This is a genomic window from Microcoleus sp. C2D2 (assembly GCF_036702495.1).
Lineage (GTDB): Bacteria > Cyanobacteriota > Cyanobacteriia > Cyanobacteriales > Microcoleaceae > Microcoleus.
In genome coordinates, this window is record NZ_JAUBTO010000022.1 from 48,140 (window position 1) to 62,170 (window position 14,031).

Below are 14,031 nucleotides of genomic sequence, written 5' to 3' on the forward strand. Positions count from 1 at the left end.
GCAAAATTTCTGTCAGATCAGTTTTAAATTGCGAGTTTCCAATGAAAACCGACACTAAAATCTCAGCTAAAAAATCTTGGGCAAAAGCTTTAGCCCGTCCTGCTGCGGAGTTTCCGCTGACTCAGCTATTGGTTAAAAGCGGTAAAATTCCCGCAGGATTGCGCGGCACTCTCTACCGCAACGGGCCCGCACGTTTGGAACGCGGCGGCATGAATGCGGGACACTGGTTTGATGGCGACGGTGCAATTTTGGCAGTACATTTTACCGATGCCGGTGCTGCTGCTGTTTATCGCTACGTGCAGACAGCGGGATATCAAGCTGAGGAAAAATCTGATAAATTTCTATACTCTAATTACGGCATGACAGCACCGGGTCCAGTGTGGTTACGGTGGACTAAATCTGTTAAAAATGCTGCCAATACTTCAGTTTTAGCTTTGCCAGATCGCCTTTTAGCTTTGTGGGAAGGCGGCTGGCCTCACAGCCTCGATTTGCAAACTCTGGAAACTCAGGGAACGGACGATTTAGGAAGTTTAGAGAGTGGATCTTCTTATTCCGCTCACTACAAGCGCGACCCGATTACTGGCAATATTTTTAACTTTGGAACTACACCGGGTGCCAGTACAAAGTTGCATCTGTATAAAAGCGATCCTACAGGCAAAATTGTGCAACAAGCAACTGTTGCTTTAGAGGGACTTCCCTTGATCCACGATTTTGTTATGGCGGGAAAGTATCTAATATTTTTTGTGCCGCCAGTACGAGCAAAACTTTTGCCAATGTTAGCTGGAATTAGCAGTTACAGCGACTCTTTGGAATGGAAACCCGAGTTAGGAACGCAGATATTAGTGGTTGACTCGGAAACTCTATCTTTAGTTAGTCGCGGCGAAACCGAACCTTGGTATCAGTGGCATTTTGCTAACGGTTTTGTCAAAGAAGATGGTTCGGTGGCGGTTGATTTTGTGCGCTTGGCTGACTTTCAAACTAATCAGCGGCTGAAAGAAGTAGCGGCGGGTAAAACCCGCACTGATGCGGAGGGGACTCTGTGGCGGGTGTGTCTAAATCCTCAAACTGGCAAAGTGACAACAACAGAAGAATTGCTGGATCAACCTTGCGAATTTCCGATGGTACCTGCTGCCGAAATAGGGCAAGAGTCGCGGTATATTTATCTGGCAATGTATCGGCCTGACGTTGATATTGTACCGGAACGTTATGGCGCGATCGCCCGTTTTGACACGCAAAGCCGCCATCTCACAATTGCCGACTGTGGCGAAAATCGCTATCCCGCAGAGCCCATCTACGTTCCAGATATTTACTCAGACAAAGGTTGGATTTTGACAGTTGTTTACGACGGCAATTCTGACAGCAGCGAAGTCTGGATATTTGACAGCGACCGACTTTCCCGCGAACCTGTTTGCCAGCTAGAATTGCCCGGTGTCATACCTTTGGGCTTTCACGGCACTTGGAAATCCGCCGTATGAGAATTGTGTAAAGAAGTGTTGCGGAAGATTTATTAAAAATTGTTGCCGCTTTAACTTCTAGTTGTTAAGGTGTGTGTAGATAGGAAATTCTCATATCTAGGAGGTGTGGAATTGATAATCTGCATTGCTCAATTATCCTGTGCCAATTCGCGCGAATCCCCGGCGATTGTAAGTCGCGGCTGCACAGGATATCGTCTGCCTCTGCGGACTAAAAAAAGAGGGGTAATTAAGCCCAAACGAATAACCAATCCAGGCGAATATTCCCGGCGAATAAATTCGCGGCTACACAGGCAAAGTCCGCCGACGCGGACTGAAGAAAACCAATCCCGGCGAATAAATTCGCGGCTGCACAGGCAAAGTCCGCCGACGCTAACTGAAGAAATAGCGGTACTAAAGCCAGCTTTGGCATGATTCCCGACTAGGTTTTCTCATCTCACGTTTGTCTGCTTGCATGAGGTTAAGTGACCCGATATTTGACTGATTCCTGGCAAACTAAAAGTTTAGTTCAACTCACGCGCACGTTAGCGATTCAACAGTTTTTGGTTTTGAGTTAACCCCACAAGTAAATGAGGTCTATCGAAAAAAGATAGCCTTTCCCAAAATTATGGATTATGAGTTGTTACCGCCAAAATATTCAACTCATAACTGATAATTCACAACTCACAACTCATAACTCCGTGCAGCGGTGAGCATCTACCAAAAGGTTTAATCTATGCAACTTCAAGGAAAAACAGCTCTTGTTACAGGAGCTTCGCGCGGAATTGGGCGAGCGATCGCCCTGGAATTAGGGCGACAAGGAGTCAAACGTTTGGTGATTGTGGCGCGCAACCGCAAGCAATTAATTGAACTGGCAGAGGAAATCGATGTTTTTGGCACAGAAATAGTGCCGTTAGCTTTGGATTTAACTCAGTCAGTAGCGGTGAATATTGCGATCGCCCAAGCTTGGCGAGATTGCGGCCCGATTCACCTGCTAGTCAACTGTGCGGGCGTCGCGCACCAAGCATCATTCTTGCGTTCGCCGCTGCCATTAATCGAGTCAGAAATCGCCTTAAATTTGCTCGGAACCTACACAATTACCCGCTTGATAGCTCGGCGAATGGCGGCTCAAAAAGAGGGAACAATCGTCAATGTTTCGAGCTTGATGGGAAAAATTGCCGCTCCGACAATGGCGACTTATTCTGCTACCAAATTTGCCATTTTGGGATTCACCCAAGCTTTGCGCAGCGAGTTAAGTCAGTACAATGTTCGAGTCACAGCTTTGCTGCCATCCCTAACAGATACGGACATGGTGCGAGACTTGGAGCAATTCCGGTGGGTAGTGCCCACAACTCCCGAAAAAGTTGCCCTGGCACTTGTCGCGGGATTGCAGAAAGATGCGCCGGAAATCTTGGTAGGATGGCAAAGTCATCTAGCAGTTTGGTGTCACCGAATTGCTCCTTGGTTGTTGGATTTTGTGTTGCGGATGGCGACTCCACAACTTCGGGATAAAGCGCGGGGCCGTAAATTGCGGGAGGCTTGAGCTAGCGGGCGATAAACTAATGTAGGGTGCGCCTGAAGCACCTTACTCGGCGGTTGAAACCTATCCTAGACAAACTCTCGTCCACTCCTAAGCTGTCGCGCATTTAAATTGCATATTCGAGGCGGGCGGGACGCCCACCCCACTCATTGTTTGATTGTTTTTTGACAGACAATTTAAATGCCGCAACAGCTTAGTGGACTAAGAAATACAGAGGGTACGCATTGCGCACCTTACTGCTACTAATGTTTGTAGTGAGGACTAGAGTCCTCACTACAAACCAATTTAATTGTGGCTGTTCGATAGTCCTGGACGCACGGGTGGCGAGAAACCGGGTTTGATGGACGATCGGACTTTGTTGCAGGTCGCAGATTCAATAAAAAACCAGGTTTCTGTCGGAGTGCGTAACTCCTTAGTCTGTTATAATTGACATCTTGCACCATTCTCAAGAACAGGCAAGATGCCTGTGAAGCGAAGAGTGAATTTTCTTGTGGAACAGGCATCTTGCCTGTTCATAAAAAGCTTATTAAGAATGCTGCAACATCTCAGTTATAATTGATAATATTTAGAATTATATTGAATTATCAAAAATGAGCAATAAAAAATCATTCCTAAATTATAAAGGTAGCCAAAAACAAAAATCCTCTCTCCCTCGAAATCCTCTGGTTGAATTTGCCTCAAGTTGGCGGATAGCTTGGGGCAAAACAGACGGGATAGAAGATAATACAGCGTGGCGAGAAGGTCAAATCGCTATTATTTGCTCAAACCCAAACACTCAAATAATTCTAAGTCCCTCCGAAAAATTTGCAGTTGTCGGCGATATTTGGCTGAGCAACCGATTAGAATTGCTGGAAAGAGTGGGGATTTCTGCGTCGGGTTGGCAGGGGTGCGATCGCCAATTAGTCGCTCAACTGTGGGAACGCTGGGGCGTTGAATGTTTGCCGCTGCTGGCGGGTATGTTCGCGTTCGCGGTTTGGGACAGAGAAGGGCAAGTTTTGCGGCTGGCGCGCGATCGCACGGGTGCGCGCACTCTTTACTACACTGATGTTGGCGCGACTCGCTGGATTGCTCCTCAACAAAGGGCGATCGCACCATACCATTCAAGGGCGATCGACCTGACAGCGCTGCGAGATTACCTCTGCTGCTCCTTCGTTCCGGGCGATCGTACCCTCTGGCAGCAAGTGCGAGAACTGCGCCCAGGAACCGTTTTGAGCTTCCCTGACGAGACGATTTCCGCTTACTGGGAACTCCGAGAACAAGTTGCCGAAGCCGAACAATCTTTAGAATGGCATGGCGCGAGATTGCGCTCTCTTTTAGATGAAATTGTCCGAGAATATTTGCCTGCAAATCAACCTGTAGGCGTCTTTCTTTCCGGCGGGTTAGACTCTAGCTGCATCGCTGCTTTAGCTGCTAAATTTCACGAGCGACCAGTTCACACTTACTCAATTCATTTTGGTGAAGAATGCGCCAACGAATTAGAGTTTTCCAGTTTAGTTGCCCAACACTGCCAAACTCAACACCACATTTTAGAAATTAGCTTTCGGGATATGTGGGAAAAGTTGCCAGAAACCATGGCCTATTTAGACGATCCGATCGGCGACCCGCTGACAGTGCCCAACTTGCTCTTAGCAAGAATGGCGCGAGAATCTGTTGAAGTTGTCCTCAACGGCGAAGGCGGCGACCCCTGTTTTGGCGGGCCGAAAAATCAACCGATGCTAATTAATAGCTTGTACAATTCTGTCACTAATTTGGATTCGCTGCCAGCGTATTTAATCTCTTTTCAAAAGTGCGCGGCTGATTTGCCGAAACTGTTAAAACCGGAGATTTTGGCTGCGATGCAAGCAGAACCTTCGGTATTTAGTGCGGATTTGAATGCCAGCGGCAATTATCTCAATCGATTAATGGCATTAAATATTAAATTTAAGGGAGCAGACCAGATTTTGACCAAAGTGAACAACTTGACTCAAGCTGCTGACTTGCACGGGCGATCGCCTCTTTTCGACCAGCGAATAGTTGACTTGAGCATGAGTATTCCACCGGAATACAAACTATCGGGAGTTGTGGAAAAAGCTGTTTTAAAACAAGCGGTTGCAAACCTTCTGCCCGCTCAAATTTTAGACAGGCCCAAAAGCGGGATGCTGGTTCCCGTACAGTTGGGATTTAAGAAGTTTTGGCAGCGAGAGGCTAAGGGTTTGCTGCTGTCGAAAAAAGCTGCGATCGCTCCTTATTTCAACCAATCTGCGATCGGTCAATGGTTAGACTATGAAGGAGATACCTGGGGGCGTTACGGCGTTAAGCTGTGGCTGTTGACGAGTTTAGAAATTTGGCTGCAAGCTAATAAGTAATACCATGTCCGATCGATTGACCAGGATTCTTGTAGATACTGTCTTGAACTGTCAAGGGGTAGCAAGTAAATAATTGGGGTCGAAAGGCTTTTGAGATTTTAAAATCCCAAAAGCCAAATGCACTAACTTCCGCATCAAAGCACCAATCACCTGCATTTTGACCTTTCCACGACCCAATAATCGCACAGCGAGTAGCTTTGAGTAAAGGGTTGTGACGCATCGCCACTACCTCCGGCAAATACAACGCCTTTCGTAGTCGCACATTGCCGGTACAAGACAAACGAGTTTTGCCTTTAACCGAAGTCCCAGAACTCCGTTCGCAGGGTGTTAAACCCGCATAAGCCGCTAATTGACGGGCATTGTTGTAATCGGAAACATCACGAATTTCAGCTAACAATACGGATGCTGTCACATCACCAATTCCAGGAATTGAGGTCAAGAGGTCACGCTGTTGTTTTAAATGTGGGTGCTGGTCAAAATGGTCACTCATGTGTTTTTTAATGAGTTTTTGTTGCTTTTTTAGATACTCCAAATGTGCCAGTGTAAGACCGGCAACAGTTGGCGTAGCTGTTTCCAGACGGTTCGGCTCTTGAGTAGTCATTTCAATCACAGATTCGAGCCGTTGCAACAAGGCTTCTAATTCTTTGACTTCGGGCGCAGTTGGTGTCCGTAGAGATGGTTTCATCGCTGCACAAAAACGAGCAATCAATGCCGCATCTACGGAGTCAGTTTTAGTTCGTAGGAGTTCGCTTTTAGCAAACCCTTTAAGCCGGGTCGGATTAACGATACTAACAAAAAATCCAGCCCCATAAAGGAATTCTGCTAAGGCTTCTCCATAGATGCTAGTAGCTTCCAGGCAAGCATGGAGTTCGACTACACTTTGTTGTTGAAGCCAGTTATGTAAACTCTCGAACCCTTGAATATTGTTAGTGAATCTTTTTGGTTTAGTTGCACGACTTCCTTTCAGCAATCAGACATGAAAGTCTCTTTTACTGATGTCTATAGCCTTTCGAGCTCTCATATGAGGTACTCATGGGCATAGGGCATAGGGCATAGGGTATAGGGCATAGGGCATAGGGCATACCTCACTTTTTTGAGAACCGCTATATACCTAAGACTGTTGATGTCATTTTTAGCTCCCGATGTACTCCGATTTTATGAAAGAACGTGACAGGCAATTGAATACTAACCTTGTTAATGCAGGCTTTCAAGGGCGGTGCCGAGAGCCTCAGATACCGCCTGTGTTTAGTGTGCGCCTGTCATCAGTAATGTCCGCCGATCTACGCAACAGACTTATTCCGTCTAAGGGGCGGGCCAACTTCACCGATTGCTGATGTCCTATAGCTAGCACTTTCGCCTGTTACAGAACCTTTTTTACAAAACTTTCCTTGTTTCTTTAGATTCGCTTTGCTTGTCGGCTCCATCGCCTGATTGTCGGCTCGATAGACTGATTATCGGTACGATCGCCCACTTATCGGTACGCTCGACCACTTATCGGCTCGATCGACTGATTTTCGGCTCAATCGCCTGATTTTCGGCTCAATCGCCTGATTGTCGGTACGATCTAATCAATGACGTGGCGATCGACTGACTCACTCTTTTAAGATACAAGGGGCGGGTTTTACCAACCATATTTGAGGCTGAAAAACAATCTATAAAAACCCGCCCCGACGATGACCTGTAGGGGCGGGTTTTACCAACTATCTTTGAGGCTGACAAACAATCTATATAAACCCGCCCCCACCCAACCAATAACCCTCAACCAAAATTCAACGGATCGACATCAATAATTAAACTAACAGAACGCGGCGTACGATCGCGCAATCCGATCAAATCCGACAAATCCACCGACTCATCCAAAGGCAACTTCAGCAAAATCTGCCACCGATAGCGATTTGCCACCCGCATAATCACCGCAGGTGCAGGCCCCAACAACTCACACCCCGGTACAGACAATCGCTCAATATACTCCTGACAAACAGACGCCAATTGTACCGCCGTCACCGCCACTTCCGTCGCATCTGCACTGCTCAATCGCAACAAAATCAGCCGCCCCGAAGGAGGATAATTCAGCGCTGCTCTTTCTGCTAATTCTGTTTCCACAAAACCTGTATATTCGTGCCGCCTAACTGCTTGAATAACCCGGTGTTCTGGAGTGTAAGTTTGAATAATTACCCGCCCCGGATCGTCGCCTCTGCCCGCACGGCCCGCGACTTGAGTTAATGTTTGAAAAGCTCGTTCGCTGGCCCGATAATCGGATAAGTTCAGCAACCCGTCAGCAGACACAACTCCCACCAATGTTACTCCAGCTAAATCTAACCCTTTCGTCAGCATTTGCGTACCCAACAAAATGTCAGCTTCCCCATTGGCAAATTGCGTTAACAATCTGCGGTGGTCGCCCTTATTTCTAGTCGTATCGCTGTCAAACCGAATTGCCCGCAGTTCTGGAAATAATCTCGTTAATTCCTGTTCGACTCGCTGAGTGCCACTACCAAAGTTTTTGAAGTAAGGAGAACTGCATTCCGGGCAGTTTTGGGGGTGCCGTTCCGTGTGGTTGCAGTAGTGACACCGCAACACTTCTGCGGTTCCTTCACCGACGTGGTGATAAGACAGAGAAACATCGCAATTCGGGCATTCCATCACATACCCGCAACTCCGACAAGAGACAAAGGTACTGTGTCCTCTTCTGTGAATAAATAGAATACCTTGCTGTTGTCTTGCTCGCAATTGTTCCAGGGCGTTTTGCAGGGAAGCACTGAAAATTGAGCGGTTTCCTTGCCGCAATTCTTGGCGCATATCGACTATTTCCACAGGCGGCATCGGGCGCGAATAAATGCGATCGGGCAATGATAAATAATGGATATTTGGTAACGAGCAATAATCTCGGCGCGTCCCCACAAAAGTCTCTAAAGCTGGCGTTGCGGAACCTAAAATTAAGGGACAATTTTCTAATTCGGCGCGCCATTTGGCAACGGTGCGGGCGTGGTAGCAGGGGATTGGGTCGTCTTGTTTGAAGCTGCTGTCGTGTTCTTCATCGAGGATAATTAAGCCGAGGTGAGGTAAAGGCGCAAAAATGGCCGATCGCGTGCCGATGACAATTTGCGGGGTTCCAGTCAGCATCTGACGCCATGTATCGTAACGTTCGCCGTCGGATAGGGCGCTGTGGTACACGCAAATTTGCTCGCCAAAACGGTTTCGGAATCGATCGGTAAGTTGTGGTGTTAAACCGATTTCGGGAACGAGTACGAGGGCGGATTTGCCGCTGGCTAAGATGGGGGCGATCGCCTGCAAATACACTTCGGTTTTCCCGGAACCTGTAACGCCGTGCAGCAGCACTTGACGGAATCCCGAAAAAGTGTTAATAAACGCTAAAGCTTCAGCCTGAAAATGATTTAAAGCTTTCGGTGAATCGGGCAACCGAGCAATTCCGCGGTCGCCCCTGAGCACTTCCCTTTGATCGATAACAACGCTACCTTTTTGCTCCAAAGCTTTGACAACCGAAGAACTCGCACTGCACTTTTTCAGCAAATCGTTCAGCCACATTTCACCGCCCTCGCGCCGCAAAACTTCCAATACTTCTTGTTGCCGCTTGGTTAAATCTGTGACAAATGCACTAGCAATTAATGTCACTGCAGGTTTAAGTTGTGGTTTGGGAGGATGGGGAGGTTCTAAATAACTTTCTACCCAACCCCGTTTCAATAAATCTCGCAATCCCCGATAACTTCCCTTGACTTGTCGCTGGAGGTATTGCCAAGTGTAATCGCAGTTTTTTTGAGCTTGCAGCAATTGCAAAATTTGAGTAGCGGCGGGATTGAGAAATGTTTCGGCATTCGGAGAAATTGCGTCCTTAATTAAGCGAATTCGGCGCACGGAACGCCTTAACAAACCGGGCGGCAGCGAGGCTCTAATTACTTGAATTAAAGGTGTGCAATAATAGGTGGCAATGCGATCGAGCAATTCCCAGTAATTAGGCGGGAAAAAACCCGCACTGACCACATCTACGACATCTTTAACCCTTGTCGGATCTAAGTCGGGCCGCAGTTGAGAAATGAACCGAATCGCGATCGCCCCTACCTGTTGATTGCCAAAGGGTACACTCAAAATATCCCCTGGTTGCACGGTAAGTTCCGCAGGTAAACGATAAGTCAATAATTTGTTTTCCTCCCCAGGGGAGTCCCCCGCAACCCTGAAAGGAGAGTCCACCAATACCTCGATCCACTCTGCCCCCAGGGTGGGGCGCTGTGGCGGTTCGCTGCTGCCGTAGGATGCCCCGGGCTCTGCCGCTACAGGGGTTGACAAACCAAAAGTGACAGTAGACATAGGGTTGCACATCAAACTAGGAGGAGCAGCGGTCAAAGGGAGTTTTCATTATCCCTCAGTTTAGCTCGATCGATCGCTCTTAGCTGCGGGAATTGGCGATCGGAATCTCGATCGCCAATTCAGTCCCTTCTCCAATTGCGGATATGCACTCCAACCTCCCGCCGTGTTTGTCCACAACAATTTGATAGCTAATTGACAGTCCCAAACCCGTCCCGTGACCGACTGGTTTGGTCGTGAAAAACGGATTGAATATTTTACCTTTTACAGTTTCATTCATTCCCAGACCATTATCTTTAATGCTAATTCTTACCCAATTTCCGGAAATTATAGAAGTAGTAATTTCCATCTGGCTGGGGTTGGCTTCTCTCTCGCCTAGGTCACACTTTTTGTCTCGCTCCCGCAGGGCATCAACAGCATTATTAATGATGTTCATAAATACCTGATTTAATTGCCCCGCATAACATTCAATATTCGGCAACTTTCCATAATTTTTAACAATTTTTATAGCCGGATAACCGGGTTTTTCATTAGTTAAATTCTGCAAAATTAATAAGGTGCTGTCAATTCCTTCGTGAATGTTAACTGGTTTCTTTTCGGCTTCATCTACCCGCGCAAAGTTGCGTAAAGTCAGCACAATTTCGCGGATGCGATCGGAGCCAACTTTCATTGATGAAAGAGTTTTCAACAAATCTTCGCGCAGAAAGTCGAGGTCAATTTTTTCAATAAAAGCTTCAATCTCTGCATCTGTTTCGGGATACCGCTCCTGGTACATTGCCAGCAATTTTAAAAGGTCGGCAGTGTAGTCATTGACATAGGTAATATTGCCGTAGATGAAGTTGACGGGATTGTTGATTTCGTGGGCGATACCAGCTACCAAAATTCCCAAAGCCGACATTTTTTCGGCTTCAATCAATTTGAGCTGCATTGTTTGCTGGTTTTCCAGAGCTTTTTCTAGTGTAGACATTCTTGCTTTTAAAAGATTTTCGGAATCTCTAAATTCCTCAGTGACACTTTTTAGCAAATATTCTTTTTTTTGATTAAGGGCTTCTAATTGGCTGCGTTCGGTTTCCGAAGTTTCGAGTTTTTCCCGCAGCATACGATTTTCCTTTTCCAGCTCTTTGATTATGTTTTCCCAGTCTGTTAGTTCCATCGGCTATTATTTTGCACCTACAAATAGTGTAAGAACAGTTTTATTACTAAATTTATTGGCACCCTTTACCTAGTTAGAATTTCGTCGCACATCGCCTAGGCAATTTTGTCCGAAAAATTCAACACTTCTTTTATTTTAGTCTGTCTAAAAATCTTATCTAATATAGATTCAAAATGTCAAGATATTAATAACAACTCTGGTGAAAACCGCTCGCCACTTTTATTACCCGCACTCGCATTTGCGGGGTTTTCATCCGATTTTTGATAAATAAGCAGGGCGATCGCAAACTTATAAAGCCGGGCCCAGCGCTAAAAATTGCCCGATTCAGACAACATTGGTACAAAACCCGCCGGCAATCCAAAGCGAAAATATTAAATGTGACCGAGTGAGGGTGGGAGATGGGAAAAGTACGATCGACTGGGCGCGCGATCGGGCAAGCAATCTCAAGTACCAAGCCAATTGGGCTCTCCCAGAACGCAATCACACCATACCATTGCTGAGAAATCTCGCTCCAATGTGTCGATCGTACTTACATACCCGCACCATTTTGTGCTAAGAACTACTACTTGTGACCACATTGACACAGAAGTTTATATTTGGAGAGTAATTGATGTCAGGTAGCGAAGTTCGTGCAGACTTTTGGATGAGCGAGTACATTACCCCTTGGGATATTTACGTTCACGGCATCATCGGCGTGCTCGCTTACAAAAAAACAGCCTATCAAGAAATGTACGTAGTTCAGACCGGTACCTACGGCAAAGGCTTAGTTTTGGACGGCAAATGGCAATCTTGTACAGGCGACGAGTTTCTCTACCACGAACCCCTGGTGCACCCAGCGATGATTGGTCACGGTTCCCCCAAAAAAGTGCTCGTTCTCGGCGGCGGAGAAGGAGCTACAATTAGAGAAGTGCTGCGCTGGAAAACAGTTGAAAAAGTCGTGATGATCGATATTGACGGCGAAGTAGTAGAAGCTTGCCGCGAACACCTCCCAGAAATGCACCAAAACGCCTTTGACGACCCCCGCTGCGAAGTAGTAATCGGCGATGCTTTAGACTATTTAGACAAAACAGACAAAGATTGGGATATAGTCATTTCTGACTTGTCCGATCCCATAGAAGAAGGTCCATCTTTCCAGTTGTTTACCAAGGAGTATTTTGAGAAAGTTCGCAGCGTAATGTCGCCTAACGGATATTTCGTAGTGCAAGCAGGGCCAGTTTCTCCGGCCGAAATGAAAATGCACGCTCGCATTGTCAATACCCTGAAATCGGTTTTCCCCAACGTTCAATCCTGTACCAGCTTTATTTCCACTTACGGAGCTCCTTGGGGTTTTGCCATAGCTTCAACTCAAGAAATAAATACGCGGCCAGAACCCGAAGCTACTGACAAATTACTCGCCGAGAAAACAACTGGCGGGTTGCGGATGTTGGACGGGATTACACTGTTGGGGTTGATGCAAGTTCCCGGCCACTTGCGGCAGGTAATCGCTGCTGAAACCGAAGTTTACACTATGGCAGCACCGCCTAAATTTTTCGGGAAAGGCTCTGTCAGTCAGTGAAGTTAAATTGAAAGAGAAAACTCGTTTGGAGTAACTGAGATGAGCAATTTAATCCGCATAGTCGCTGCAATTTTTCTTCCCCCTCTGGGCGTATTTTTGACTGTAGGCATCGGCACTGATTTTTGGATCAACCTGGTTCTCACGTTTTTGGGCTTTATTCCCGGCATCATTCACGCTGTTTGGGTGATTGCCAAGCACGATCGAGTTTAACTTGAGGGCCAATCCAGTTTTTGGATAAAAAACAGGCCAGAGAAAATAAAATTTCTTTTGCCTGTTTTCACCAATTAATCCGTATTAAATCTGCGTTCATCCGCGTTCATCCGCCGACCTCTGCGGTTAAAAATAAAAAAATCTAATTCATCTCAGAATTAGATTGCACCTCAATTTCTTCACAAACCAACTCAGCAATTTTTTTCGCCGCCCCCGATTCTCCTCGAACCGCACGCAAACGATCGCCCATTTTTGCTAATTTATCAGGATAACTCAAATAGTCGATCGCCAATTGAGCCACAGCATCCGGTTCCAGCTTCCCAATTAACTCCGGCACAATCTCCTCCCCTGCCCAAATATTCGGCCAAGCATAAAGCTTTCCCTTTCCCAATTGCCAGATTAGCCAATTAATCGCCGTAGCAAAAACTGAACCCACTAACGGCAAATTTGCCAGCAATCCCGGCAATCCGTCCCAAGCTTTCATCGCATCCAATTGCTGCGTCGGAATCAAAACAATCATCGGTACAGCTAACGAACCCAATTCGGCAGTATTCGCTCCCACAGTAGTTAAACACAGGCTGCATTCTGATAGCAAATCGTAGGCGGGCGTCTCGGTCCAAAGTTCTACTTGCAACTTATTTGCTGTCTGCAAAAACGGCCGTTCTGTTAAATGAAGTTCCGCGCTGGCGTTCTCAAATAAATGCAGGCAAGGATTTTGTTTGGGGTCGGCAAAACCTGCTAGAGTTTGCACATCTAAAGTAGGAGCAACGGGAATTACAAAGCGAGTTTGAGGGCGGATGCGATGGATTGATTGGGCGATCGACAAACATAACGGTACACCTAAAGCTAATTTGGCGGCTTTAGAACCGGGCAACAATCCAATTAATTCTATTTTTGTACGAGACTCGGACTCTGGATATGCGTTTCCAGGCTCATCCTGGGAACGAGCAACTTCCGCGATCAAATCTCCCACAACTGTAAATTTATTAGCATATTTTTGGGGAACTTTGGCAAAAACTTCAGGTTTCATCGCCGCAAATTTATCAATCCAGCGATACCACCGCGCGTCCCATTCAGCATAAATAACAGTGCGATATTTTAGCCTTTTTCCAATCACAACTGTAAAAAATTGATCGCCGCCTAAAAACAAAACAACTCCTGTTTCGTGCCAATCCCAATTTTCAGCAGTTTTGCCCGATAATAAGAATGGAAAAAAATGCTCCTGCGCCTGCACTCTGTCCACTTCTGGGTAGGAACGGGCGATTTGTGCTTCTTTCCCGGTGGCGTGCGGACAGGGGGACAGCACCACAGAGATTCGCGCTTGAGTGCCCGCGTTCCGCAATTTCTCGCGCAAAGCTTGCACGGCGGGACGCACCCAAGTTGCCAATTCTCCGGGGCCGTTGGAGAGGATTAAAATATCTACTGCCATAGGATTTAAGATTTGAGAGGATGCAAGGGAG

9 protein-coding genes are annotated in these 14,031 nt (G+C 46.7%); 5 read left to right on the plus strand and 4 right to left on the minus strand.

Annotated elements, in window-relative coordinates:
- Window positions 1-41 precede the first annotated feature (41 nt).
- The 3 genes from QUB61_RS10120 (at window position 42) to QUB61_RS10130 (ending at window position 5,336) form a co-directional block, all read left to right on the plus strand.
- Window positions 42-1,475, plus strand: a complete 1,434-nt coding sequence (locus tag QUB61_RS10120; RefSeq protein WP_333123305.1) for a carotenoid oxygenase family protein — start codon at window positions 42-44, stop codon at window positions 1,473-1,475.
- A 712-nt stretch (window positions 1,476-2,187) separates the two neighbouring features.
- Window positions 2,188-2,994: an SDR family NAD(P)-dependent oxidoreductase gene (locus QUB61_RS10125; RefSeq protein WP_333123309.1), complete on the plus strand. Its 807-nt coding sequence runs from the start codon at window positions 2,188-2,190 to the stop codon at window positions 2,992-2,994.
- Between the two features lie 587 nt (window positions 2,995-3,581).
- The gene (locus QUB61_RS10130) at window positions 3,582-5,336 is read left to right on the plus strand and encodes an asparagine synthase-related protein (protein WP_333123312.1); all 1,755 of its coding nucleotides are present in this window, start codon (window positions 3,582-3,584) and stop codon (window positions 5,334-5,336) included.
- Here QUB61_RS10130 and QUB61_RS10135 read toward each other — a convergent pair.
- From QUB61_RS10135 to QUB61_RS10145, 3 genes are all read right to left on the minus strand, one after another.
- Window positions 5,326-6,306 (minus strand): transposase, encoded by a 981-nt coding sequence (locus tag QUB61_RS10135; RefSeq protein WP_333123314.1) that lies wholly within the window; start codon window positions 6,304-6,306, stop codon window positions 5,326-5,328. The genes QUB61_RS10130 and QUB61_RS10135 overlap by 11 nt on opposite strands.
- Before the next feature lie 788 nt (window positions 6,307-7,094).
- Entirely contained in the window at window positions 7,095-9,656 is a 2,562-nt protein-coding gene (gene priA, locus QUB61_RS10140) for a primosomal protein N' (protein WP_333123316.1), read from the minus strand.
- A 79-nt stretch (window positions 9,657-9,735) separates the two neighbouring features.
- Window positions 9,736-10,806: an ATP-binding protein gene (locus tag QUB61_RS10145; RefSeq protein WP_333123320.1), complete on the minus strand. Its 1,071-nt coding sequence runs from the start codon at window positions 10,804-10,806 to the stop codon at window positions 9,736-9,738.
- A 610-nt stretch (window positions 10,807-11,416) separates the two neighbouring features.
- Here QUB61_RS10145 and QUB61_RS10150 point away from each other — a divergent pair.
- Entirely contained in the window at window positions 11,417-12,361 is a 945-nt protein-coding gene (locus QUB61_RS10150; RefSeq protein ID WP_333123323.1) for a fused MFS/spermidine synthase, read from the plus strand.
- Between the two features lie 39 nt (window positions 12,362-12,400).
- On the plus strand, window positions 12,401-12,571 hold the full coding sequence (locus QUB61_RS10155; protein WP_333123326.1) for a YqaE/Pmp3 family membrane protein: 171 nt from the start codon (window positions 12,401-12,403) through the stop codon (window positions 12,569-12,571).
- 142 nt (window positions 12,572-12,713) lie between these two features.
- Here the strand turns inward: QUB61_RS10155 and QUB61_RS10160 are convergent, their stop codons facing one another.
- Window positions 12,714-14,000: a lipid-A-disaccharide synthase gene (locus QUB61_RS10160; protein ID WP_333123328.1), complete on the minus strand. Its 1,287-nt coding sequence runs from the start codon at window positions 13,998-14,000 to the stop codon at window positions 12,714-12,716.
- Window positions 14,001-14,031 lie beyond the last annotated feature (31 nt).

What these genes read in the sequence shown, in the direction of transcription:
- QUB61_RS10145 (WP_333123320.1), bottom strand. Translation starts at nt 10,806, where the DNA reads ATGGAACTAACAGACTGGGAAAACATAATCAAAGAGCTGGAAAAGGAA.
- priA (WP_333123316.1), bottom strand. Translation starts at nt 9,656, where the DNA reads ATGTCTACTGTCACTTTTGGTTTGTCAACCCCTGTAGCGGCAGAGCCC.
- QUB61_RS10155 (WP_333123326.1), top strand. Translation starts at nt 12,401, where the DNA reads ATGAGCAATTTAATCCGCATAGTCGCTGCAATTTTTCTTCCCCCTCTG.
- QUB61_RS10120 (WP_333123305.1), top strand. Translation starts at nt 42, where the DNA reads ATGAAAACCGACACTAAAATCTCAGCTAAAAAATCTTGGGCAAAAGCT.
- QUB61_RS10150 (WP_333123323.1), top strand. Translation starts at nt 11,417, where the DNA reads ATGTCAGGTAGCGAAGTTCGTGCAGACTTTTGGATGAGCGAGTACATT.
- QUB61_RS10160 (WP_333123328.1), bottom strand. Translation starts at nt 14,000, where the DNA reads ATGGCAGTAGATATTTTAATCCTCTCCAACGGCCCCGGAGAATTGGCA.
- QUB61_RS10130 (WP_333123312.1), top strand. Translation starts at nt 3,582, where the DNA reads ATGAGCAATAAAAAATCATTCCTAAATTATAAAGGTAGCCAAAAACAA.
- QUB61_RS10125 (WP_333123309.1), top strand. Translation starts at nt 2,188, where the DNA reads ATGCAACTTCAAGGAAAAACAGCTCTTGTTACAGGAGCTTCGCGCGGA.